A 22,931-nucleotide genomic window follows, 5' to 3' on the forward strand; every position below is an offset into this window, starting at 1 on the left:
CCCTCCCCCGCCGCCTCGTCGGCTGCGCCCCGCGCGCCGCCCCGGTGCCGACCAACGCGCCGAGCGACCCGAGCTATGTCGGCTCGGAATATGGCCTGGGCAAACCGAGCTATTACGGCTTCCGGCCGGGGCTCGGCTACGACGACCCCTTCGACCGGCCCCTGCGCTACTGTCCCTGAGGCGCTGGCATCCGGCGGCCGGGGCGCTTACCTCTGCGGCGCGTTTTTCCTGCCCCGAGCCGCCCCCGATGTCCGACACGACCCTCCGCTTCGACCGCCTCGAATCCTTGCGCGCCCGCGTCGATGCGTGGCGGACGGGCGGCGACCGGATCGTGCTGGTGCCGACCATGGGGGCGCTGCACGAGGGGCATCTCGCGCTGGTGGCCCATGCCAAGGCGATCGGCCGGCGGGCCGTCGTCAGCATCTTCGTGAACCCGACCCAGTTCGGCCCGAACGAGGATTTCTCGCGCTACCCGCGCGACACCGAGGCCGACCTCGCGCTGCTTTCCCGGGCCGGCGCCGACGCGGCGTGGCTCCCCTCCGTCGAGACCATGTACCCGACGGGCTTCTCGACCCGCATCGAGCCCGGCCCGGCGGCGGAGGGCCTGTGCGGCACCTTCCGGCCCGGGCACTTCTCCGGCGTCGCCACCGTCGTGACCAAGCTGATCAACCAGGTGCGGCCGGACATCGCCCTGTTCGGCGAGAAGGACTTTCAGCAGCTGCTGGTGATCCGCGCGGTCACCCGCGACCTCGACATCCCCGTGACCATCGAGGGCGTGCCGACCCTGCGCGAGGCGGACGGCCTCGCCCTCTCCTCCCGCAACCGCTACCTCGATCCGCGCGAGCGCGGGATCGCGCCGCGCCTGCACGCGATGCTCGCCGACATCGCCGAGCGCCTCGCCCGCGGCGCCGAGGCGGCGCCCCTCGTCGCCGAGGGCATCGCGGCGCTGGAGGCGGCGGGCTTCGGCCCGGTGCAGTATCTGGAGGTGCGCGACGCGCAGACGCTCCAGCCCATCGCGCGGGCCGAGCGGGAGGCGCGGGTGCTGGTGGCGGCCTATCTCGGCCACACCCGGCTCATCGACAACGTCGCGGTGGTGCCGGCGTGAGCGAAATCGCGGGCGGCAATCCCGTCATCGCGAGCGTCAGCGAAGCGATCCAGCGGCGCGACCCTTCCGGATGCGGCGGTTCGCTGGATCGCTTCGGCTTCGCCTCGCGATGACGGGAAGTGGTCTACCCCATCACGCCGCCCGCAGCGGCCCCGTCCGCTCGTGGAAATCCGGACCGTTGCCCGTCTTCGCCACGAAGCCGGCCCGGATCACGAAATCCCCGAAATGCTCGCCCGGCTGCCGGTCCTTGGCGTAGGCGGCGAACAGCGGCTCCAGCGTGTCCTTGATCTCGGCCGCCGTCACGTCCTCGCGGTAGAGCTTGCTCAGGCGCGAGCCGTCGAAGGCGGCGCCGAGATAGAGGTGGTAGCGCTCGGGGCCGCGGCCGACGAGGCCGATCTCGGCGATGAAGGGCCGGGCGCAGCCGTTGGGGCAGCCGGTCGAGCGGATCGTGATCTCCTCGTCCTGCAGCCCGTGCCGGGCGAGGCTCTCCTCCAGTTCCGTGAGGAGGTCGGGCAGGTAGCGCTCGCTCTCGGCGAGCGCCAGCCCGCAGGTCGGCAGCGCGACGCAGGCGAGCGAGCTGCGGCGGATCGCCGAGGCGCCCTTGGTCAGGCCGTACGCGTCGACCAGCGCGTCGATCTCCGCCTTCTTGGCCGCCGGCACGTTGGCGATGATGACGTTCTGGTTGCCGGTGAGGCGGAAGTCGCCTTCGTGCACCTCGGCGATGCGGCGCAGGCCCGAGAGGAATTGCGGCCCGCCCTCGATGTCCTTGATCCGGCCCGACGGCACGTAGAGCGTCAGGTGGTGGCGCCCGTCCTCGCCCTCGACCCAGCCGTAGCGGTCGCCGTTGCCCTCGAAGGTGAAGGGCTTCGGCTCGCCGAGTTTCTTGCCGATGCGCTTCTCCACCTCCGCCCGGAACGCGTCGAGGCCGAAGCGCTCGATCGTGTACTTGAGCCGGGCGTTCTTACGGTTCTTGCGGTTGCCCCAGTCGCGCTGGACCGTCATCACGGCTTCCGCCGCCTTCAGCGCGTCCTCGGGCTTCACGAAGCCGAGCACGTCCGCCGTGCGCGGAAACGTGTCGGTCTCGCCGTGGGTCATGCCCATGCCGCCGCCGACCGTGACGTTCCAGCCCGTCACCCGGTTCTTCTTGTCGAGGATGGCGATGAAGCCGAGGTCGTGGGCGAAGATGTCGACCTCGTTGGAGGGCGGCACCGCGACCACGGTCTTGAACTTCCGCGGCAGGTAGGTCTTGCCGTAGACCGGCTCGATCTCGGCCGCATCCTCGCCGCCGACGACGCGCTCGCCGTCGAGCCAGATCTCGCGCCACGCGCCGGTCTTCGGCAGCAGGGTGTCGGAGATGTCCTTGGCGAGTTGCAGCGCGATCTTGTGCGCACCGGCCTGGGCCGGGTTCGTCGCCGCCATGACGTTGCGGTTCACGTCGCCGCAGGCCGCGATCGTGTCGAGCAGAGCCGAGTCGATCGCGGCCATGGTGCGCTTGAGGTTCGACTTGATGACGCCGTGGTACTGGAACGTCTGCCGCGTGGTCGCCCGCAGCGCTCCGCCGGCATAGGTCGTGGCGATGTCGTCGAGGATCAGCCACTGCTTCGGGGTCACGACGCCGCCCGCGATGCGCAGGCGGATCATGAAGCTGTAGGCCTTCTCGAGCTTCTTCTTGGTGCGCTCCGCCCGGATGTCCCGGTCGTCCTGCATGTACATGCCGTGGAACTTGACGAGCTGGCCGTCATCCTCGGAGATCGCGCCGGTGGCGTGCTTGAGCAGCCCGTCGGCGAGCCCGCCGCGCAGGTAGCGGCTGGCGATCTTCAGGTGCTCGTTATGCGCGAGCCCGGCGGCCTTCGCGGCCTCCGCATCCGTGATCGGACGCTCGGTCGGCGGCGTCTCGTAACGGTGTGCGCCCGCGCCGGGCGTCTCCACGGCGGGGCCGTCGGGCGTGTCGATCGGGGTGTGGTCATCCATGGCGGTGATCCGATTGGCGTCTCTCCTCCCCCTTGCGGGGAGGAGGTGGAGGTGGGGGTGGTGCCGGATGGATCGCGGCGGTGCCTTCTGCGCCACCCCCACCCTTGATCCCTCCCCGCAAGGGGGAGGGAAACGCCCACTCAGTAAACGTCCTGCTGGTAGCGCTTGGCCCGCTCCAGCGAGGCGACATGCGCCTCGGCGTCGGCGTGGCTCAAACCCTTCACGTTCTCGAAGGCGCGCACCACGGCGGCGCGCACGTCGCGCGCCATGTTCTTGGCATCGCCGCAGACGTAGAAGTGGGCGCCGCCATCGAGCCACGCCACCACCTCGGCGGCGTGCTGGTCGATCCGATCCTGCACGTAGATCTTCTCCGGCTGGTCGCGGGAGAAGGCGACGTCGATCTTCGTGAGCGAACCGTCCTCCAGCGCCTCCTGCCATTCGAGCTGGTACAGGAAGTCGTGGGTGAAGTGGCGGTCGCCGAAGAACAGCCAGGAGCGGCCGGGCGCTTCCGTGGCGCGGCGCTCCTGCACGAAGGCGCGGAACGGGGCGACGCCGGTGCCGGGACCGACCATGATGATGTCGGTGGAGCCGTCGGAGGGCAGGCGGAAGTGCTTGTTGGGCTTCACCCGCACCCGCAGCTTGGCGCCGTTCCTGATGCGGTCGGCGACATGCACCGAGGCGACGCCGGAGCGGGCGCGCCCGTGGGTCTCGTAGCGCACCGCGGCGACGGTGAGGTGCACCTCGTCGCCGACCTCTTTTCGCGATGAGGCGATGGAATAGGCCCGCGGCGGCAGCGGCCGGGTCACGGTGTTGAGATGCTCGGCGGTCAGCGCACCGGGGAAGCGCTCGATCAGGTCGATCAGGTGGCGGCCCTCGATCCAGGCCTTCACCTCGCCGCTCTCCACGAATGCTTGCGCGTCCGCGTGGCCCGTGGCCTTGGCGAAGCGCTCGACCGTGGTGGCCGAGAGCGTGGTGATATCGCGCTCGGCGAGCAGCGCCCGGCGCAGGCCCTCGTCGCCGCTCAGGCCGGTGGCGCGCAGGATCTCGTCGACGAGCTGCGGGTCGTTCTCCGGGAAGATCTCCAGCGAGTCACCGGGCTCGTAGGCCGGCGCCCCGTCCTCGAATTCGAGGGCGAGGTGGATCGTCTCCTTGTCGGAGCGCGACGAGTTGAGGTTCACGTGGTCGATCACCTCGACCACCACCGGCTCGCGGCTGACCTCGCCGTCCTCGTCCTCGGCTCCGGCACGGAAATCGACGGCCACGACGTTGTCGGCCGGGGCCTCCGCCGGCGCGAGCGCCTTCAGCGCGCCCTTGATCCAGTCGGCGGCGGGCTTGTCGAAATCGAGGTCGAGATCGGCGCGGTCGTAGGCGCGCTGGGCGCCGAGCGCCTCGAAGCGCGCGTCGAGCGCCTTCCCGATGGCGCAGAACTCGGCGTAGCTCGTGTCGCCGAGCGCGAGGACGCCGAACGCGACGCCCTCCAGCCGGGGTGCCGCGTCCGACATCAGCTCGCCGTAGGCCCGCACCGCGCGGGCCGGCGGCTCGCCCTCGCCCCAGGTCGCGGCGATGGCGATGAGCTTGCCGGCCTTCGGCAGCGTGGCGAGATCGAGGTCGGCGAAATCCACGACCTTCGGCTTGAAGCCCTGCTTGCGCGCGAGCTTGCTCACGTCGCCCGCGAGCTTTTCCGAATTGCCCGACTCGGAGGCGAACAGGATCGTCAGCGGCTCGGCCGCCTTCGGAGGCGCCGCCGGAACCGCGGCCGCAGCCCCCGGCTGGCCGGCGGCGGCGTCGAGCCCGGCGAGGAAGCCCGCCAGCCATGCGCGCTGGATCGGCGTCGCAGCCCCGAGCGCCGCGTCGAGATGAGCCCGTTCCTGGTCTCCGAAGGGAGCCGTGCGGGGGAGGAGTGCTTGCCTGGACATCGTGGGTGCCATGTCGTCCGCCGGAGCGCCGCTGTCAACGTCGAAACGTCCGTTTTAAAGAACGCCCTGCGGAGAGAAGAGATTGTTCGTTGTTGCGCCGCAAAAAGGAAGATTATTCTCCAACCACCGACAGCCGCGGCTCGGACCGCCCGCGCGGCGGGGGCGCCGGGAGCGGCAGGGCGGTCGTCGACTTCACCTTTTCCATGGCGAAACGCGAGGTCACGTTCTTGAGAGGAAGGGTCGCGATCAGGTTCTTGTAGAAGGTGTCGTAGGCGGCCATGTCGGCCACGACGACGCGCAGCATGTAATCGACGTCGCCGGCCATGCGGTAGAATTCCAGCACTTCCGGCATCGCCGAGATCCGGTCGGCGAAGCGCTCCAGCCAGTCCTTGGAATGGTCGGCGGTCTCGATCGAGACGAAGACGGTGAGCCCGAGGCCGAGTTTCACCGGATCGAGCACGGCGACGCGCCGGTCGATCACGCCGTCGGCCTCGAGGCGCTGGATCCGCTTCCAGCACGGGGTCTGCGACAGCCCGACCTGCTCGCCGATGACGGCGATGGAGAGCGTGGCGTCCTTCTGCAGGAGCGCGAGGATCTTCAGGTCGATCGAGTCCAAGGGGGCCTCTCCGCAAGTGATGGCGAGGGTGGTTTCTCAGGGCGTCTCTCGGGGCGCCGGGCGCGCCCGATCCATCGCCGCGTTGAGAAGATTCTTTTCTAATCGGGCAGCGATCCGTCGCCGCCGCCCGGAGCCGTGTCGTTGGCGCCGCAGCGGTGGATTGCGTGCGCGACAGGCCCGACGCCTTGACAGCGTTCGTTATAGCGAACATTTCAGAACTCCAGCAAGCAGGCAATCGATTTTACGCACATGACCGCTGCCCTCGTCCGGGCGGCCGAGGACCTCGCCAGGGATATGGCGGGGCTGGACCTCCGGGGGCGGATCCGCCTCGTCGAGGACCGCATCCCGGGCCGTCTCGTCTTCACCACCAGCCTCGGCATCGAGGATCAGGCGCTCACGCACGCGCTCGCCCTGAACAAGGGCCGCACCGAGATCGTCACCCTCGATACCGGCCGGCTCTTCCCCGAGACCTACGACGTCTGGACCGAGACGGAGGCCGCCTACGGCATCCGCATCCGCGCCTACGCGCCGGAGCGGACGGCCGAGGAGGCGTTTGTCGCAACCGAGGGCATCAACGGCTTCCGCCACTCCGTCGCCGCGCGGCAGGCCTGCTGCGGCTTCCGCAAGGTCGAGCCGCTGGGCCGGGCGCTGGCCGGCGCGGCGGCGTGGTTCACCGGCCTGCGCGCCGGCCAGTCGGCGAACCGGGCCGAGACGCCGCTGGCGGAGGCGGACGAGGGCCGCGGGCTGATCAAGGTCAACCCGCTCGCCGATTGGACGCGGGCCGAGGTCGATGCCTTCATTCGGGACAATTTCATCCCCTACAATGTGCTCCACGATCGCGGCTTCCCCTCGATCGGCTGCGCCCCCTGCACGCGGGCCGTGAAGGTCGGCGAGGACGAGCGCGCCGGCCGCTGGTGGTGGGAGCAGGAATCCAAGAAGGAATGCGGCTTGCACCTGCACAGGCCGGAAGCGGACGTCGCGCCGGGCCAGGAGCCGGCTGCTTTCGAGGAGCCCGCGCGCTCCGCGATGTCGCGCGAGAACAGAAGGGAACTGGTTTGATGAGCGCCGCCGTCGCCGCGCCCGCGCGCACCCGCCTGACGCATCTTCAGCGGCTCGAGGCCGAGAGCATCCACATCTTCCGCGAGACGGTCGCCGAGGCCGAGAACCCGGTGATGCTCTACTCGATCGGCAAGGATTCCTCCGTCCTGCTGCATCTGGCGCTCAAGGCCTTCGCGCCGGGGCGCCTGCCGTTCCCCCTGATGCACATCGACACCACCTGGAAGTTCCGCGAGATGATCGCCTTCCGCGACCGGCGCGCGAAGGAACTCGGCCTCGAACTGATCGTGCACACGAACCAGGACGGGCTCGCCAAGGGCATCGGCCCGGTCAGCCACGGCTCGGAAGTGCACACCGACGTGATGAAGACGCAGGCGCTGCGTCAGGCGCTCGACAAGCACAAGTTCGATGCGGCCTTCGGCGGCGCCCGCCGCGACGAGGAGGCGAGCCGGGCCAAGGAGCGCATCGTGAGCCTGCGCAACGCGCAGCACCGCTGGGACCCGAAGCGCCAGCGCGCCGAGCCGTGGCACCTCTACAATTTCAAGAAGCGGCGGGGCGAGAGCTTCCGCGTATTCCCGCTGTCGAACTGGACCGAACTCGACATCTGGCTCTACATCGAGCAGGAAAACATTCCGATCGTGCCGCTCTACTTCGCCGCCGAGCGGCCGGTGGTCGAGCGCGACGGCCAGCTCATCATGGTCGATGACGACCGCTTTCCACTCGAGCCCGGCGAGACCCCGCAACTCCGAAAAGTGCGGTTCCGGACGCTCGGCTGCTACCCGCTGACCGGTGCGGTCGAGAGCCCGGCCGCGACGCTGCCGGAGATCATCGGCGAGACGCTCGCCGCCCGCACCTCGGAGCGCCAGGGCCGGGTCATCGACAAGGACGGCGCCGGCGCCATGGAGCGCAAGAAGCAGGAGGGCTATTTCTGATGACGATCCATCAGGCACCCGAGGCGTTCGGCTACGAAGCCTTCCTGCACAAGCACCAGAACAAGGAGGTGCTGCGCTTCATCACCTGCGGCTCGGTGGACGACGGCAAGTCGACCCTGATCGGCCGGCTGCTGCACGACACCAAGCAGATCTTCGACGACCAGATCACCGCGCTGCAGCGCGATTCGCGCAAGCACGGCACGCAAGGGGCGGAGGTCGATCTCGCGCTGCTGGTGGACGGCCTCCAGGCCGAGCGCGAGCAGGGCATTACCATCGACGTCGCCTACCGCTTCTTCTCGACGGAGCGGCGCTCCTTCATCGTCGCCGACACCCCCGGCCACGAGCAGTACACCCGCAACATGGCCACCGGCGCCTCGACCGCGGACGTCGCCGTGATCCTCGTCGATGCCCGCCACGGCCTGACCCGCCAGACCCGGCGCCACGCGCTGCTGGTCTCGCTGCTCGGCATCCACCGGGTGGCGCTCGCCATCAACAAGATGGATCTCGTCGGCTGGTCGCAGGACAAGTTCGAGGCGATCGTCTCCGGCTTCCAGGCGTTCGCCGCGCCGCTGAACTTCTCCGAGGTCCGGGCGATCCCGCTCTCGGCCAAGAACGGCGACAACGTCGTCCTGCCGGGCACCGCGGCCACGTGGTACGACGGCGTCGCGCTGCTGCGCTACCTCGAAGAGGTGCCGGTGAAGTCGGAGGAGCGCGCCGCCGCCTTCCGCATGCCGGTGCAGTGGGTGAACCGCCCGAACTCGGATTTCCGCGGCTTCTCCGGATTGATCGCCAGCGGATCGGTGGCGCCGGGCGACGCCGTCACCGTCGCGCCGTCCGGCAAGACCTCGACCATCGCCCGCATCTTCACCGCCGACGGCGATCTGGAGCGGGCGAGCGAGGGCCAGTCGGTGACCCTGGTGCTCGCCGACGAGATCGACGCCTCCCGCGGCGCGGTGATCGCGACCTCGGACGCGCCGCTGACGCTGACCGACAGCCTCGACGTGCGCCTGTTCTGGGCCGCCGAGACCGAGCTGGCGCCCGGCGCCAACCTCTGGGCCAAGGTCGGCACGCAGACCGTGAACGCCACGGTGAAGGCGGTCCACCGCCGGATCGACCCGGAGACCGGACAGGCCGGCCCGGCCGAGACGCTCGCAGTCAACGACATCGGCGACGTGACGCTGACCCTCGACCGGCAGATCGCCGTCGATCCCTATGTCGAGAACCGCGACACCGGCAGCCTGATCCTGATCGACCGCGAAACCACCGACACGGCCGCGCTCGGACTGGTGCAGACGGTCGTCGCCCCAGCCAAGGCGTCGGCTCCGGCGGCGTCCGAGGCGAAGCCGGCCCGCGGCGGCCTGCTCGCCGGCCTCAAGCGGCTGTTCGGCGGCTGACGCGCACTGCAAAGAACCCTCCCCCCTGTGCGGGGGAGGGTTTTTCTGGCGGGCGGTCCGCCGCACCGCTAAAACCACCCGATGATCCCCGCCCCCGATCCGGCCGCCGACGTCTACGAGGGCCGGGACGGCGAGCTCTTCCTGATCCGCGGCAACAACCGGGTGCTGGAGCAGTACGGCCGGCCGGGCGTCGCGCGGGCGACGCTGTGGCGCTGGCGCCGGATCATGGCGACGCGCGTACGGCGCTGCGCCCGGCTCGGCGCCACCTATCTCCACGCCCTCGCGCCGGAAAAGCTCACCGTCTACCCCGAGCGCGCCGAGGGGCTCGCCTTCGATCCCGGCCGCGCCCCGTCCTTGAGACTCGCGCGCTGGCTCACCGCCTCGCCGGGCGCCCGCGCCTGGGTCGATCTCGCGGGCGCGTTCCGGGCGGAGCGGGACGGGCCGCCGCTCTATCTGCGCACCGACACCCACTGGACGCATCACGGCTGCGCCCTGGCCTACCGCACGATCCTGGCGCGGATGGGCGTGCCCCCGCGCGACGACATCGAGACCCGGCGTGACACGACGCCCCTCCCCTTCTCGGGCGATCTCGGCCGCAAGTTCGGCCCCCACCGTACGGAGCTTGCGGAGGGCACCGCGCTGGCGAGCGCGGCCCGGCGCGTCCACGCCAACGCGCTTCTCCTGGAGATGGAGGCGCTCGGGCGCGGGGGCGACGCCCATCTCGGCACCCACGCGGTGTTCCGCAACGACGACGCCGGAGCCGATCCGCGCCGCCTCGTGATCTTCGGCGATTCCTACGCGCAGCACACCGCCCACAGCCCCGTCGCGACGCTGACCGCGCTCTTCGCCGACACCTTCCGCGAGGTGCATTTCCTGTGGTCGACGGGGATCGACTGGCACTACCTCGAAACGGTCCGTCCCGATTTCGTCCTGGGCGAGATGGCCGAGCGCTTCGTGATCGACGTGCCGCCCCCGAACATCCGGATCGAGCGGCTCGCGGACCTCGCCCGCGAGCGCAAGCTCATGGAACCGATCACGGCAGCGGATTCGCTGTCGTCACCCCCGCAGCCTCCGCCTGACGCGCCCGCATCCGCGCCTGAAGCCGCTGACGCCGCGCCGCGATGACCGTGCCGTTCACCTCGCCGCCGAACAGGAACATCGCCGCGAGCCAGTAGAGGAACACCAGGAAGATCATCGCGGTGGCGAGGCCGCCATAGGTCGAGGCGTAGGCGTTCGAGAAGCGGTCGAGGTAGTAGCCGAAGCCGAGCCCAGCGAGGAACCACAGGCCCATGGTCACGGCGATGCCCGGCAGCACCGACAGGACCGGGCGGCGCCCGGCGGCGACGAATTTGTGGGCGATCACCAGCACCAAGGCGATCAGGAAGGCGGTGACGCCGATGCGGCCGATGGCGACGGTGAGCCCCAGCGGCTCCAGCCCCGGCGCGACGAAGACGAGCTGGCGCCAGATCAGCGGCCCCAGCACCACGAGGAGCGCGAAGGCCAGCATCGAGAAGGCGCCGCAGACGACGTAGCCGATCGATTCGAGCCGGGTGAGCCACCACGGCCGCATCTCGCGGATGCCGTAGGCGCGGTTGAGCCCGACCCGCAGGGATTCCACCCCCGAGGAGGAGAAGTAGAGCGCCAGCAGCGCGCCGATCGTCAGCACGCCGCCGCGCTGCTCGGTGAGCAGGCGATGCACCTCGCCGACGATGGGTTTGGCGACCTCCCGCGGCACCGCGTCGAAGATCAGCGTGCCGGCCTCGTCCGCGAGCGACTTGGTGCCGATCAGGCCAGCGAGCGCCGCCAGCAGGATCAGGAACGGGAACAGCGAGGTCAGCATCGACAGCGCGATGTGGCTCGCGATCGCCCAGCCGTCATGGGCGACGAAGCGCTGCGCGGCCAGCCCCGTCACGTCGAGGATTTTTTTTAGGCGGCTCAAGGGGCTGGACCGGCGTCTTCTGGCTGAGTCGGGTCGGGCCGCTCCATACGGGCCATCGGGCGGTGCGCGTCAATCTCGGCCGCCGCGGGAGCATGGCCGCCCCAAGGCTTTTCCCGATTGCCATCCGATCCCCCACGTGCTGCCTGCCGGGCGCCATGTCGAGCCTTGCCTCCAGCCTGATCCCCGCCGCCTTCGTGCTGATCTGGGCGAGCGGCTTCGTCGCCGCGCGCTACGTCGCGCCCTACGCCGAGCCGCTGGCCTTCGTCGCTCTGCGCCTGGCCCTCGTGGCAGTGGTGCTGGCCGGCATCGCGTTCGTCCTTCGCGCCCGCTGGCCGCGGAGCCGCACCGGCTGGCGCGACGGCATGGTCGCGGGCGTGCTGATGCAGGGCATCTACGTGGCCGGGGTGTTCTGGTCGGTGCATCGCGGCCTGCCCGCGGGCATCGCGGCCCTGGTCGGCAGCCTGCAGCCGCTCCTGACCGCGGCCGTGTCGCAGCCGCTGCTCGGGGAGCGGGTCGGGCCGCGGCGCTGGGCCGGCATCGGGCTCGGCTTCGTCGGGACGGGACTGGTGCTCGGGCCGAAGCTCGGCGCCGTCGATGCCGCCGGGATCCCGCCCGCCGCGCTGGCCGTCTCGCTCGCCGCCATGCTGGCGATGACCGCCGGCACGCTGTGGCAGAAGCGGAAAGGCGCCGGCGCCGACCTCGTCACCAATGCCTGCCTACAATTCGTCGGCGGCACCGCCTTCGCGGTCCCGCTCGCCCTCGCCGCCGGGGAGACGCATCTGGACCCCAGCCTGCCGCTCGGCCTCGGCATGGCGTGGTCGGTCCTCGTCAACTCGGTCGGCGGCATCCTCCTGCTGCTGGCGCTGATCCGGCGCGGCGCGGTGGCCGGCGTCGCCTCGCTGCTCTTCCTCGTGCCGCCGGTCTCGGCGGTGATCGCCTACCTCATGTTCGGCGAGACGCTGACCCCGATCCAGATCGCGGGCATGGCGGTCGCGGCCGGCGGCGTCGGGCTGGCGAGTGGTCCTCAAACCCGTTCAACTCGGTGAATCGTATGATGAATTCAGCCTAAAGACGGGGGATGCGGCGATGAGAAACCACTATTGTGCCGGCGATCCAGCCTATAAAGGAACCATCAGACCGCTTTCCTTGTAACCGCGCTCCGTGACGCCGAACCGGCACCCATTTCGGCTCGGAGCGCTTCGGAAGAGAGACCCACATGGCAGCTTCCCCCGCCGTCCGGCCCGCCAACGACCCGACCGATTTCGTCGCCCTGGCCAAGGATGCCGCCGCGGGCGCCAAGGCCCTCGTCGCCGAGGCGACCGCCCGCGTGAAGGCGCGGGTGACGGGCGCCGAGGGCAAGCTCGACGCGGGGGCGCTGGAGCGCGAGCAGCACGCCGCCCACGGCCTGTCCTGGCTCGCCACCTACGGCGAGGCGGTGCGCGAACTCGCCGACTACGCCGCGCGGCTGCAGGGCGAAGGGACCTTCGGCGAGACCGAGGCGCTGCTCGTGAAGATCGGCGTCGGCGAGTATCTCGACCAGATGTTCGGCGGCATCCCGATGAGCCAGGGCGAGATCGTCCGCCCGACTGCGCTCGGCTTCACCAGCGCCGAACTCGCGTCCCTGCGCACGCCGGCCATCGACGCGGCGATCGCCGAGGGCAACACGCCGGCCAACCGCGCCGCGCTGGTGGCCAAGATTCGCGAGGCCACGACCTCGGGCGCGGCCACGATCGGCCTCTCGGGCCTCGACGAGGACATGGAGGCGATCCGCTCCGAGATGCGCCGCTTCGGCAAGGCCGAGGTGGTGGAGCAGGCGCAAGGTTGGCACCGCGAGAACGCCTACATCCCGATGCCGATCATCGAGAAGATGGCCGAACTCGGCGTGTTCGGCCTCACCATCCCCGAGGAATACGGCGGCATGGGCATGCCCAAGGCCGCGATGTGCGTGGTCTCGGAGGAATTGTCCCGCGCCTATATCGGCGTCGGCTCGCTCGGCACCCGCTCGGAGATCGCCGCCGAGCTGATCCTGTGCGGCGGCACCGAGGAGCAGAAGAACCGCTTCCTGCCGCGCATCGCGAGCGGAGAGATCCTGCCGACCGCCGTCTTCACCGAGCCGAACACCGGCTCCGACCTCGCCTCGCTCCGCACCAAGGCGGTGAAGGAGGGCGACGTCTGGAAGATCACGGGCAACAAGACCTGGATCACCCACCCCGTGCGCGCCGACATCATGACCGTGCTCGTGCGGACCAAGCCCGAGGAGAAGGGCCATCGCGGCCTCTCCATGCTGATCGCCGAGAAGCCCCGCGGCTCGGACGAGAACCCCTTCCCCGTCGACGGCCTGTCCGGCGGCGAGATCGAGGTGCTCGGCTACCGCGGCATGAAGGAGTACGAACTCTCCTTCGAGGGCTTTTCCGTGCCCGCCGCCAACCTGCTGGGCGAGGTCGAGGGCAAGGGCTTCGCCCAGCTGATGCAGACCTTCGAATCGGCCCGCATCCAGACCGCGGCCCGCGCCATCGGCGTGGCCCAGTCGGCCCTCGATATCGGCCTGCGCTACGCCGAGGAGCGGGTGCAGTTCGGCAAGGCGCTGGTCGAGTTCCCGCGCGTCGCCGACAAGCTCGCGATGATGGCGGTGGAGATCAACATCGCCCGCCAGCTCACCTACTTCTCCGCCCGCGAGAAGGACGAGGGCAAGCGCTGCGACCTCGAGGCCGGCATGGCGAAGCTGCTCGGCGCCCGCGTCGCCTGGGCGGCGGCCGACAACGCCCTGCAGATCCACGGCGGCAACGGCTTCGCGCTGGAATACCCGATCAGCCGCGTGCTGTGCGACGCGCGCATCCTCTCGATCTTCGAGGGCGCCGCCGAGATCCAGGCCCAGGTCATCGCCCGGCGCCTGCTGGAGCAGTGACCAAGACTTGTCCCCACCTCGACCGGACCTGTGCTGGTCGAGGGCGGGACGCGTCTTCCATCCGGTGCGAATAGCCGGCTCATATACTTTCCCTCAACGGACTCTGTTTTAGGCCGTGGTCCGATCTCCTCGGAGCACGGCCTTCGCTTGTCCATCCCGTCATCAGACGCGCACGCCGCCGCGCTGATCCAGCACTGGCGCAGCTGCCGGACCCGCCCGGGGGCGATGCCGAGCTACGATGCCGTCGTCCTCGGCCGACTCGGCCGTCTGGCCGACCGCTTCGCCCTGATCGCCACCCGCGACGGCCGGGCCGAGCGGATCCTGTGGGGCGGTCCGGGGTTCCGCGACTGGATCGAGGACGAGATCCACGACAGGCCGCTCGCCCAGATTCCCGACGAGATCCGCCGGCCGATCGAGGAGATCGGTGTCGCCGCCCTGCGCACCGGCGAGCCGGCGGGCGCGCGCTGCGACCGCATCACCGACGGCGTCGTCACCACCTGGAGTCTCGTCGGCGTCCCCCTCGCCAACGGCAGCGGATCCCCGCTCCTCCTCGTCCACGTCGATCGCAACGGCGTGCGCACCGAGCTGATGCAGGCGATGTTCGGCGCCACCGGCCAGGGGCTGATGGCCCTCGGCGCCATCCGCGATGCCGACGGCGCGGTCGCGGATTTCAAGATCGTCGCCCTGAACCAGGGCGCCGCCGAGATCTTCGGACGGCCGGTCCCGAGCCTGCAATGGCAGCGGCTCGGCGATCTCGTTCCCGTGCGGCTCGGCGTGACCCAGCGGCTGTCGGGCGTCCTGGGATGCGCCGACCGGGCGGTGTTCGAACTCGCCACGCCGCGGACCGACGGGACGGTGCTCCACCTCAAGGTGGAGGCGCGGGCCATCGGCGACCTCATCGCCGTCGCCATGACCGATGTCGGCGACATCAAGGCGCGCGAGGCCTCGTTCCGCTTCCTGTTCGAGAGCAACCCGCTGCCGATGTGGCTGGTCGATCAGGAAACCGCCCGTTTCGTCGCGGTGAACGAGGCGGCGATCGCCCATTACGGCTACAGCCGCGAGGCCTTCCTGGCCCGGAGCCTGCCGGACCTGTCGGAGGCCGGCGCCTGCGGCTTCGCCCGCGACGGCCGCCTGCACCGTCACCTCCGGGCCGACGGCTCGTGGATCGAGGTGACGCTGTTCGAGCGCAGCCTCGCCTTCGAGGGGCGCCCGACCCTCCTCGGCGCGGCCATCGACGTCACCGAGCAGCGCCGTGCCGAGGCTCGCATCACCCACATGGCCCACCACGACGCGCTGACGGGCCTGCCGAACCGGACGCTGTTCGCGGTGCGCCTCACCGAGGCGATCGCCGAGCAGGCCCGCACCGGCGCGGGCGCCGCCCTGCTCTGCCTCGACCTCGACAAGTTCAAGCTCGTCAACGACACCCTCGGCCATCCCGCGGGCGACGCCCTGCTGCGGACCGTGGCGGAGCGGATCACGGCCTGCCTGCGGGCGGAGGATCTGGTCGCCCGGCTCGGCGGCGACGAGTTCGCGGTGCTGCTGCGCGATCCCGATCCCGCGACCGTGGCGGCCATCGCCGGCCGGATCGTCGAGGCGCTCTCGCGCCCGGTCCGGCTCGGCGGCCGGGAATGCCAGATCGGCGTGAGCATCGGCATCGCGCGCCTGCCCGAGCACGGAACGGATTCCGACACGCTGCTGCGCAACGCCGACCTCGCCCTCTACCGGGCGAAGGCCGATGGCGGCAGCGTCGCCCACGGTTTCGAGGCGGCGATGGACAGCTGGGCCCGGTCCCGGCGGCGGCGGGAGACCGACCTGCACGAGGCTTTCGCCCGGGGCGATCTCGCCCTGGCCTTCCAACCGGTCGTCGGCGTCCGCTCGCGGGCGATCGTGGGGTTCGAAGCCCTGCTGCGCTGGCACCACCCCGTCGAGGGGGCGATCTCACCGGCCGAGTTCGTGCCGCTCGCCGAGGAATCGGGTCTGATCGTGCCGATCGGCGCCTGGGTCCTGCGGCAGGCCTGCGCCGAGGCCAGCCTGTGGGTCGATCCGGTTCGCGTCGCGGTGAACCTCTCGCCGGTCCAGTTCCGCGATCCCGGCCTCGTGGCGACGGTGCGCGAGGCGCTCGCCCTGTCCGGCCTCGCGCCGCACCGCCTCGAACTGGAGGTCACCGAATCGGTGCTGCTCGCCGCCAGCGAGGCCAACGTGGCGACGCTGCACGCCCTGCGGGATCTCGGCGTGCGAATCGCGATGGACGATTTCGGAACGGGCTACTGCTCGCTGAGCTACCTGCAGAAATTTCCCTTCGACAAGATCAAGATCGACCGCTCCTTCGTGAGCCAGCTCGGCGAGAACGCGCACTCGACGGCGATCGTGCGGGCGGTGATCGGCCTCGGCGCGAGCCTCGGCATCGTCACCGTGGCCGAGGGCGTCGAGACCGAGGCCCAGTTCGCGCATCTGCGGGAAGAAGGCTGCGAGGAGGTGCAGGGCTACCTGTTCGGCCGCCCGGCACCCGCCGCGCAGGCCGGCGCGCTGATCCGGCGCAAACCGGACCTCGCGGCGTGAGCCGGATGGGCGGGCCGATCGCCCGCCCGGCCCCTACTTCGTGATCTTCACCGAGACCGGATCGCTCGACGGAAAGGTCTCCTCCAGCGCCTCGTCGAGGCGCTCGTCCTTCTCGTCCTTCCGGTTCTCGGCGAGCGAGCGGTCGCCCTTGCCATCCTGCTGGACGCCCTTGGGCTTGGGCTCATCGGTCGGTTGCGTCTTGTCGGACAAAGGAACACCTCGCGGGTCTGTCGCCATGCGCCGCCATGCGGTTCTGGTCAGGCGGCTCCGATGCGGACCAACGCGGGCGCGGCCGTCCTGGTTCGTGGCGACGCGTCAGGGCCCGGCGGGCGCGGCACCGCGCAGGCCCGGCCGCTCGGTGGGGTGGGGAACGGGGCGGGCCTCGCGCATCACGAGGCCGTAGACCTGCTCCAGCCGGTCGAGATGCACGTCCACGCTGAGCGGCGCCGACCAGTAGCGCTCGTAGGCGCGCTCGGCCATGCGGGCGGCGAGCCCGTCGTCCGACAGCCGGGTCAGGTGGGCGGCGAGCGCGCCGGCATCGCCCGAGCGGAACCAGAACCCGTTCTCGCCATCCTCCACCGCCTCGCGCCCGGCGCAGGCGTCGGAGACGATGACCGGACAGCCGCAGGCGAGCGCCTCGTAGACGGTGAGCGGCTGGCCCTCGTACCAGATGCTCGGGAAGATCAGCGCCCGGGCCCGCCGCATCAGCGCCTGCACCTCCGGCCCGGTCTTCCAGCCGAGCATCACCGCCTCGGGGTAGCGGGCCTTCAGCTCCGCCGCGCTCGGCCCGTCGCCGACGAAGACCGGGCGGATGCCGGCCCGCCGGGCGGCCTCGGCGAAGATCGGCGCGCCCTTCTCCGTCGAGATGCGGCCGACGAACAGGAAGTCGCCGCCGCCGTCCCGCTCCGGCGGCTGCCGCTCGACGGAGATCGGGTTGTCGATCCGGTGGAACACCGTGCGCGGGGGCAGGAGCGGCGCGATCACCCGCTCCTGGAGCGCGCTGATCGTGACCACGTGGCGGAACAGGCCGGGCAGGCCGGCGACGTGCTCCAGGCCGAGATGGCGCACCACCCGCAGCAGCTTGCGCGGATAGGAGCGCGCGTCGCAGTTCGTGGTGAGGCAGGCGGCCGACATCGGCGTGCGGTGACAGATCCGGTCGGCGGGATACTCGTAGAAGCCGCCATTGGGGCAGACGAGGAAGAACTCGTGCATCGTGTAGAGGCACGGCAGGCCCGAGCGACGGATCGCCGGGCCGATCGAGGGCGAGAGCGCCTTGGCGAAGGCGTGGACGTGGACCAGCGTGTCGCGGGGATCGCACAGCGTTAGCTCCGCTTCGAGGCGGGCGGCGGCGCGGGCGTTCCAGATCGCCTGGGCGGCGAAGGCGAGCTTGTTGGTGGTGGAGGCGATGTCGTCCTGCCCGAGGCAGATCACCCGCGCCCCGCAGGCGGCGAGCCGGGGATCGATCGGGCCGACCGCGGCGAAGACCGTAACCCGGTGCCCGCGCTGCCGCAGGCCCACGGCCGAATCGAGCGCGACCTTGGCCTGGCCGCCGTTGATGTGGGCATGGTCGAGAACGAGGACGACGTGCACGGCGGCTCCTGGTTCTTCCCGGCGCGTCGTCGCTGTCAGAGGCCGGCAGTCAGCTTTTCGACGGTCCGCTCACATTTACCGGCAAGCAGTTGATTGCCCGTAAACCTTGAGCGCGGATGTTGGCCGCGTCGTTGCGGCCGGATCTTCGGAGCGTCGTCCTTGTCCGACAGTCGGATCATCGTTCGGGACGACGCGCCCGGCTCGGCGCGGGGCGCATCCATGCACGTGGTGATCCTCGCCGAATTCGCCGCCGCGAGCGGAGGCGCCGAGAAGGTCGCGGTGGAATCCGCCCGCGCGCTGGCAGAAGCCGGCGCGAAGGTCACCTACCTCCAGGCGATCAGCGGGCAGGTCGATCCCCTGCTCGACCATCCGCGCCTCGACCGGCTCGACCTCGGCCTGCCGGACGTCTGGTCGCTGCCGGCGTGGCGCGGCGCCGCGTCGGGGATCTGGAACGGCGAGGCCGCCGCGCGCCTCTCCGCGGCGCTCGACGGCCTGCCGCGCGCGCCCGACTGCCTCCACCTGCACCAGTGGACCCGCGCGCTCTCGCCCGCCGTGCTGCCGGTGCTGCTCGGCCGCGGCGTTCCGGTGGTGCTGACGCTGCACGATTACGCCCTCGCCTGCCCGAACGGCGTCGATTACCGCTTCGACCGGGCCGAGCCCTGCGCGCTCACCCCGCTCTCCGGCGCCTGCCTCGCGGCGCCCTGCGACCCGAAGAGCCGGCTGCACAAGCTGGTGCGGGTCGGCCGCGCCGCCTCCCTGCGGCTGGCGCTAAGACAGGCCGAGCTCGACGTCGTCCATGTCTGCGACGGCAGCCGGGCGCGGATGGAGGGACGGCTCGGCGCCCTGCGCGTGCGGCACCACCGCATCGATAACCCCGTGCGGGTCGAGCAGGGGGTGCCGGCGGAGCCGGCCGCCGGTGATGCGGTCGTCTATGTCGGCCGTCTCACCCCGGAGAAGGGCGCGGACCTCGTCGCCGAGGCCGCGCGCTCGGCCGGGCTGCCCGCGCTCTTCATCGGGGCCGGCCCGCTGGAGGCGCGCCTGCGGGCGGAGGGTGCGGAGGTGCTCGGCTGGCGCAGCCCGGACGCGGTCGCCGCGATCCTGCGCGACCGGGCACGGGCGGTCTGCGCGCCCTCGCGCTGGCTCGAGACCGGGCCGCTCACCGTCTACGAGGCGCTGGCCCAGGGCATCCCCGCCGTCGCCTCGCGGCGCTCCGGCGCCGCGGAGAAGGTCGTGGACGGCGAGACCGGTTTCGTCGTCGAGCCCGAGGCCGCGGCGCTGGCCGCCGCGTTCCGGGCCCTCAAGGACGACGCGCTGACCGCCCGTCTCGGCCGGACCGCCTTCGACCGGTACTGGCAGGCGCCGCTGACGCTCGCCGCCCACGCCCGATCCCTGCTGGCGCTCTACGGCCGGCTCGAACGGGAATACATTATGCGGCAGTGCGGCATAACCCGCGCCGCCGCCGACCCGGTGCCGGCTCATCCGCGCGGTGCCACCCTTGGCAAGAAGCATTTTTGATCATTATAATGCCGGTCACGCCGCCCCTCGCGGATCCTCTTCTGGCGGGATCGGAGGCGGAATTTTGATTTGTCACAGAAACATAACATGCTCCTGAACTCGTGCGTTCAGTTCACGCCGGCCGTCTGAAACGGTCCTTGACTTTTATGTTGCACCGCAACATATGAGCTGCGGGCCGGTTCGCCGCGGGGAGGTCTCTGAGGCTCCCCGAAACCGAAATCTCCCGGTCCGTCTGACAGGAGAGACAGATGAGCACCCAGAGCTTCGAGATCCCCGCCGAGTTCCGCGATTTCGCCGACAAGAGCGTCGATCAGGCCCGCAACGCTTTCGGCACGTTCCTGAACGGTGCGGTGAAGACCTCCGAGCAGCTCCGGAACTCGGCCTCGACCGTCCAGTCGACGCTGCACGCGGCGGTGCTCAAGAGCCTCGACCACGCCAAGACCAACGCCGACACCACCTTCGACTACGCGCAGCGCGTCGTGCGCGCGAAGGACCCGCGCGAGGCCTTCGAGATCCAGTCCGAGTTCTTCAAGGCCCAGTTCGCCGCGCTCCAGGCCCAGGCCAAGGAGTACGGTGCCCTCGCTCAGAGCGTCGCCCGCTAATCCGGCTCGGCTTCGGGCTGCGGCGTCCCAGGCGCCCCGGCCCGTCGCGGGGCACGAGGGTCCGAATCCGCGCCCTGCGGTCTCGGCACACCCCGTGCTCCGACGCTATGCTCCGTCGCAGCGCGCCGGCCGGTCCCGCGATCGCCCCGGATTCGCGCTGAGGTCGAGGGTTTCGAACGAGGAGAAGGCCCATGTCGTCGAGCCGCCGCAAGGGACGCCCGCCCGGAGCACCCGCCACCCCCAAGCCGCCGACCGTCACCGCGCCGCAAGCCGAGGTCGCCGAGGCGCTGCTGGCCGAGACTCCGGCCGAAACGGGCCATGACGACAAGGGCCATGACGACAAGAGTTCGGCCCCCGAAGCCGACGCGCCGGCCATCCCGGCCGTAGAGGCCGCCGAGACGTTCGAATCATCCGCAGAATCCGCCCCAGCCCAGCATCCGGCCCAGGACGCCGTGGAAGCCGTCGCCGCCGAGGCGGAGGAGGCGCCCGCTCCGGAGCCGGTCGCGCGGGAGACGGTCGAAACCGTCGAGGCGGCCGAGACGACGAACGAGACGCTCGCGCAGACGCTCGCCGAGACCGCGCTGCTGCCGGCTCTCGCCGAGGCAGAGCCGGCCGAGGGCGCTCAGCCGAAGCCGCAGACCGTCCGCATCGGCGCGAGCTTCGCCTTTGTGCCGACGCTCGCGCCCCTCACCGAGATCAACGCGAAGCTGTTCGCCTTCGCCCGCGGCGAGGGCGAGGCGGCCATCGCCCACATCCAGGCGCTCGCCCGGGCCAAATCCCCGGCGGAGGCGATCCGGCTCCAGGTGTCGGAGATGCAGCGCGCGGCCGACGCCTCGCTGACCTGCTTCAGCGAGATCGTGCGTAGTGCCAACCGCCTGAACGACAGCGCCCGCTGGCACTGAGACCGGCGGCCCTAGCCTAAGGGAATCGGGGCGGTCGCCTGTCGGGCGGCTGCCTTTTTTTCGTCCGGCAGCGACAAGGCCGCGCCCGCCGAGCGGCCGGGTGATGCGGGCGAGACCGGCGCCCCGGCCCCTCGCCCGCCAACGTTGCAGGGTCTACATAGCCCGCACCGCTCCAGCGACCTCCGGGAGACCCCGCATGCCCTCCTCGCCGCTTCTGCCGGCCTGCCTCGTATCCGCGCTGCTCCTCGCCGCCGCGCCCGTCGGCGCGCAGATGGCGAACACGCCCGCCGAGCCCGCGCCGGAGAAGGCCACGTCTGACAAGTCGTCGGACAAGGCAGTGCCCCTGTCGAAGGGCGAGATCCAGCTCTCTTTCGCGCCCGTGGTGAAGCGGGCGGCACCCTCGGTCGTCAACGTCTACGCCTCGCATGTCGAGAAGCGCTCGGCGCGCTCCAACGCCATGGAGGAGTTCATGCGGCGCTTCTTCGGCGAGGACCGGCCGGGCCGCGGCCCCGGCGGCATGCCCGGCGAGCGGGCGCAGCGCTCCCTCGGCTCGGGCGTGATCGTCGATGCCTCGGGCCTCGTCATCACCAACAACCACGTCATCGAGAACATGAACGAGGTGAAGGTGGCGCTCGCCGACAAGCGCGAGTTCGAGGCGCAGTTCGTGCTGCGCGATCCCCGCACCGACCTCGCCGTGCTCAAGATCAAGAGCCCCGCCGACATCGCGCCGATGCCGATCGGCGATTCCGACCACCTCGAGGTCGGCGATTTCGTGATGGCGATCGGTAACCCCTTCGGCGTCGGGCAGACGGTGACGCAGGGCATCGTCTCGGCGCTCGCCCGCACCCAGGTCGGCTCGTCGGACTACCAGTTCTTCATCCAGACCGACGCGGCGATCAATCCGGGCAATTCCGGCGGCGCGCTGGTGGACCTCAAGGGACATCTCGTCGGCATCAACACCGCGATCTACTCGCAGTCGGGCGGCAGCCACGGCATCGGCTTCGCCATCCCCGCCAGCATGGTCCGCGCGGTGGTGGAGACCGCCAAGAACGGCGGCAGCCTCGTGCGCCGGCCCTGGCTCGGCGCCCGGGTGCAGACGGTGACGCCCGACATCGCCGAGAGCGTCGGGCTCGACCGGCCGACCGGCGTGCTGGTCGCGAGCATGCAGGCCAAGAGCCCCGCCGAGGAGGCGGGCCTCAAGCGCGGCGACGTGATCCTCTCGGTCGACGGCCAGACCGTCGATGACCCGGAGGCCTTCGGCTACCGCTACGCCCTGAAGGGCATCTCCGGCACGGCCGATCTCGGCATCCTGCGCGGCAGCAAGCGGCAGACGATCCCGGTCAAGCTCGGCCCCGCGCCGGAGACGCGGCCCCGCGACAGCCTCAAGGTCCGCACCCGCACGCCGTTCGCAGGTGCGACCTTCGTCAACACCTCGCCCGCGGTGAGCGAGGAGCTGCAGGCGGACCTGCCGGACGAGGGCGTAGCGGTCACCGCCGTCGACGACGGCTCGCTCGCGGGCCGGGCGGGCTTCCGCAAGGGCGACGTGATCGTCGCTGTCAACGGCATGCCGATCGCCTCGACCAAGGACCTGGACCGGCTGACGCAGCGCAATCTCGGCCTGTGGGAGGTCGCGATCAAGCGCGGCGGCGAGGTGCTCACCTCGGTCTTCGGCGGGTGAGCCTCCGATCCGTGCCGCGCCGGAAAACACGGCATGACGGCCATCGCCGGGTTGGAACCGGCCCGTGGCACGGTGTGCGATTCCGCTCATCGGCCCGAGAGGCATCCCGCTAGTCTCGCGAGCGGATGCCAGGAGATGCTCTCGGGTCCGGATGTTTCTTCGGCCGTCGGCCGACGCAATCCGGTAACCGTACGAGGAAATCCGCTGGCAACCCGGCGTCCGTAGAACGGCTCCACACGAGAGCCGGAAGG

General features: G+C 70.8%; 18 protein-coding genes. 12 read left to right on the forward strand and 6 right to left on the reverse strand.

Translation table 11 applies throughout. The features are described from left to right. Positions 1-247: 247 nt before the first annotated feature. Positions 248-1,105, forward strand: coding sequence for a pantoate--beta-alanine ligase (gene panC / locus ABS772_RS21995; protein ID WP_350396876.1), 858 nt, complete (start codon positions 248-250; stop codon positions 1,103-1,105). A 132-nt stretch (positions 1,106-1,237) separates the two neighbouring features. Here panC and ABS772_RS22000 read toward each other — a convergent pair whose 3' ends face one another. The 3 genes from ABS772_RS22000 to ABS772_RS22010 form a co-directional block, all read right to left on the reverse strand. Then, positions 1,238-3,076 (reverse strand): NADPH-dependent assimilatory sulfite reductase hemoprotein subunit, encoded by a 1,839-nt coding sequence (locus ABS772_RS22000; RefSeq protein WP_238256197.1) that lies wholly within the window; start codon positions 3,074-3,076, stop codon positions 1,238-1,240. Between the two features lie 140 nt (positions 3,077-3,216). Beyond that, positions 3,217-4,992, reverse strand: coding sequence for a diflavin oxidoreductase (locus ABS772_RS22005; RefSeq protein ID WP_350396877.1), 1,776 nt, complete (start codon positions 4,990-4,992; stop codon positions 3,217-3,219). 112 nt (positions 4,993-5,104) lie between these two features. Beyond that, positions 5,105-5,608, reverse strand: a complete 504-nt coding sequence (locus ABS772_RS22010) for an Lrp/AsnC family transcriptional regulator (protein ID WP_350396878.1) — start codon at positions 5,606-5,608, stop codon at positions 5,105-5,107. A 249-nt stretch (positions 5,609-5,857) separates the two neighbouring features. Here ABS772_RS22010 and ABS772_RS22015 point away from each other — a divergent pair, with 249 nt between their 5' ends. From ABS772_RS22015 to ABS772_RS22030, 4 genes are all read left to right on the forward strand, one after another. Continuing rightward, positions 5,858-6,667 (forward strand): phosphoadenylyl-sulfate reductase, encoded by an 810-nt coding sequence (locus tag ABS772_RS22015; RefSeq protein ID WP_350396879.1) that lies wholly within the window; start codon positions 5,858-5,860, stop codon positions 6,665-6,667. After that, the gene (gene cysD / locus ABS772_RS22020) at positions 6,667-7,596 is read left to right on the forward strand and encodes a sulfate adenylyltransferase subunit CysD (RefSeq protein WP_350396881.1); all 930 of its coding nucleotides are present in this window, start codon (positions 6,667-6,669) and stop codon (positions 7,594-7,596) included. The genes ABS772_RS22015 and cysD overlap by 1 nt, the downstream gene beginning before the upstream one ends. Continuing rightward, a complete protein-coding gene (gene cysN / locus ABS772_RS22025) occupies positions 7,596-8,990 on the forward strand; it encodes a sulfate adenylyltransferase subunit CysN (RefSeq protein WP_350396882.1) in 1,395 nt (464 codons plus the stop codon). The genes cysD and cysN overlap by 1 nt, the downstream gene beginning before the upstream one ends. Before the next feature lie 81 nt (positions 8,991-9,071). Continuing rightward, positions 9,072-10,115, forward strand: coding sequence for an alginate O-acetyltransferase AlgX-related protein (locus ABS772_RS22030; protein WP_350396883.1), 1,044 nt, complete (start codon positions 9,072-9,074; stop codon positions 10,113-10,115). Here ABS772_RS22030 and ABS772_RS22035 read toward each other — a convergent pair. Next, entirely contained in the window at positions 10,024-10,929 is a 906-nt protein-coding gene (locus tag ABS772_RS22035; protein WP_350396885.1) for a YihY/virulence factor BrkB family protein, read from the reverse strand. The two genes, ABS772_RS22030 and ABS772_RS22035, sit on opposite strands and share 92 nt — an antisense overlap. Positions 10,930-11,084: 155 nt before the next feature. Here ABS772_RS22035 and ABS772_RS22040 point away from each other — a divergent pair, with 155 nt between their 5' ends. The 3 genes from ABS772_RS22040 (at position 11,085) to ABS772_RS22050 (ending at position 16,393) form a co-directional block, all read left to right on the forward strand. Next, positions 11,085-11,975 (forward strand): DMT family transporter, encoded by an 891-nt coding sequence (locus ABS772_RS22040; RefSeq protein WP_350396886.1) that lies wholly within the window; start codon positions 11,085-11,087, stop codon positions 11,973-11,975. Between the two features lie 170 nt (positions 11,976-12,145). After that, a complete protein-coding gene (locus ABS772_RS22045) occupies positions 12,146-13,834 on the forward strand; it encodes an acyl-CoA dehydrogenase family protein (RefSeq protein WP_350396887.1) in 1,689 nt (562 codons plus the stop codon). 147 nt (positions 13,835-13,981) lie between these two features. Beyond that, positions 13,982-16,393, forward strand: a complete 2,412-nt coding sequence (locus ABS772_RS22050; RefSeq protein ID WP_350396889.1) for a putative bifunctional diguanylate cyclase/phosphodiesterase — start codon at positions 13,982-13,984, stop codon at positions 16,391-16,393. Positions 16,394-16,426: 33 nt separating this feature from the next. Here ABS772_RS22050 and ABS772_RS22055 read toward each other — a convergent pair whose 3' ends face one another. Next, positions 16,427-16,603, reverse strand: coding sequence for a hypothetical protein (locus ABS772_RS22055; RefSeq protein WP_350396891.1), 177 nt, complete (start codon positions 16,601-16,603; stop codon positions 16,427-16,429). Between the two features lie 105 nt (positions 16,604-16,708). Beyond that, a complete protein-coding gene (locus ABS772_RS22060) occupies positions 16,709-17,983 on the reverse strand; it encodes a glycosyltransferase family 4 protein (RefSeq protein WP_350396892.1) in 1,275 nt (424 codons plus the stop codon). A 219-nt stretch (positions 17,984-18,202) separates the two neighbouring features. On the opposite strand from ABS772_RS22060, the gene ABS772_RS22065 reads away from it, so the two are divergent. The 4 genes from ABS772_RS22065 (at position 18,203) to ABS772_RS22080 (ending at position 22,680) form a co-directional block, all read left to right on the forward strand. Further along, on the forward strand, positions 18,203-19,498 hold the full coding sequence (locus ABS772_RS22065) for a glycosyltransferase (RefSeq protein WP_350396917.1): 1,296 nt from the start codon (positions 18,203-18,205) through the stop codon (positions 19,496-19,498). Positions 19,499-19,746: 248 nt separating this feature from the next. Beyond that, positions 19,747-20,100: a phasin gene (locus tag ABS772_RS22070; RefSeq protein ID WP_350396893.1), complete on the forward strand. Its 354-nt coding sequence runs from the start codon at positions 19,747-19,749 to the stop codon at positions 20,098-20,100. A 191-nt stretch (positions 20,101-20,291) separates the two neighbouring features. Then, a complete protein-coding gene (locus tag ABS772_RS22075) occupies positions 20,292-21,002 on the forward strand; it encodes a phasin family protein (protein ID WP_350396894.1) in 711 nt (236 codons plus the stop codon). 196 nt (positions 21,003-21,198) lie between these two features. After that, on the forward strand, positions 21,199-22,680 hold the full coding sequence (locus ABS772_RS22080; RefSeq protein WP_350396895.1) for a DegQ family serine endoprotease: 1,482 nt from the start codon (positions 21,199-21,201) through the stop codon (positions 22,678-22,680). Positions 22,681-22,931 lie beyond the last annotated feature (251 nt).

This window comes from Methylorubrum podarium, assembly GCF_040270385.1.
In the GTDB taxonomy this organism is placed as follows: Bacteria; Pseudomonadota; Alphaproteobacteria; order Rhizobiales; family Beijerinckiaceae; genus Methylobacterium; species Methylobacterium podarium.

What these genes read in the sequence shown, in the direction of transcription:
- panC (WP_350396876.1), top strand. Translation starts at nt 248, where the DNA reads ATGTCCGACACGACCCTCCGCTTCGACCGCCTCGAATCCTTGCGCGCC.
- ABS772_RS22000 (WP_238256197.1), bottom strand. Translation starts at nt 3,076, where the DNA reads ATGGATGACCACACCCCGATCGACACGCCCGACGGCCCCGCCGTGGAG.
- ABS772_RS22005 (WP_350396877.1), bottom strand. Translation starts at nt 4,992, where the DNA reads ATGTCCAGGCAAGCACTCCTCCCCCGCACGGCTCCCTTCGGAGACCAG.
- ABS772_RS22015 (WP_350396879.1), top strand. Translation starts at nt 5,858, where the DNA reads ATGACCGCTGCCCTCGTCCGGGCGGCCGAGGACCTCGCCAGGGATATG.
- cysD (WP_350396881.1), top strand. Translation starts at nt 6,667, where the DNA reads ATGAGCGCCGCCGTCGCCGCGCCCGCGCGCACCCGCCTGACGCATCTT.
- cysN (WP_350396882.1), top strand. Translation starts at nt 7,596, where the DNA reads ATGACGATCCATCAGGCACCCGAGGCGTTCGGCTACGAAGCCTTCCTG.
- ABS772_RS22030 (WP_350396883.1), top strand. Translation starts at nt 9,072, where the DNA reads ATGATCCCCGCCCCCGATCCGGCCGCCGACGTCTACGAGGGCCGGGAC.
- ABS772_RS22040 (WP_350396886.1), top strand. Translation starts at nt 11,085, where the DNA reads ATGTCGAGCCTTGCCTCCAGCCTGATCCCCGCCGCCTTCGTGCTGATC.
- ABS772_RS22045 (WP_350396887.1), top strand. Translation starts at nt 12,146, where the DNA reads ATGGCAGCTTCCCCCGCCGTCCGGCCCGCCAACGACCCGACCGATTTC.
- ABS772_RS22065 (WP_350396917.1), top strand. Translation starts at nt 18,203, where the DNA reads ATGCACGTGGTGATCCTCGCCGAATTCGCCGCCGCGAGCGGAGGCGCC.
- ABS772_RS22070 (WP_350396893.1), top strand. Translation starts at nt 19,747, where the DNA reads ATGAGCACCCAGAGCTTCGAGATCCCCGCCGAGTTCCGCGATTTCGCC.
- ABS772_RS22075 (WP_350396894.1), top strand. Translation starts at nt 20,292, where the DNA reads ATGTCGTCGAGCCGCCGCAAGGGACGCCCGCCCGGAGCACCCGCCACC.
- ABS772_RS22080 (WP_350396895.1), top strand. Translation starts at nt 21,199, where the DNA reads ATGCCCTCCTCGCCGCTTCTGCCGGCCTGCCTCGTATCCGCGCTGCTC.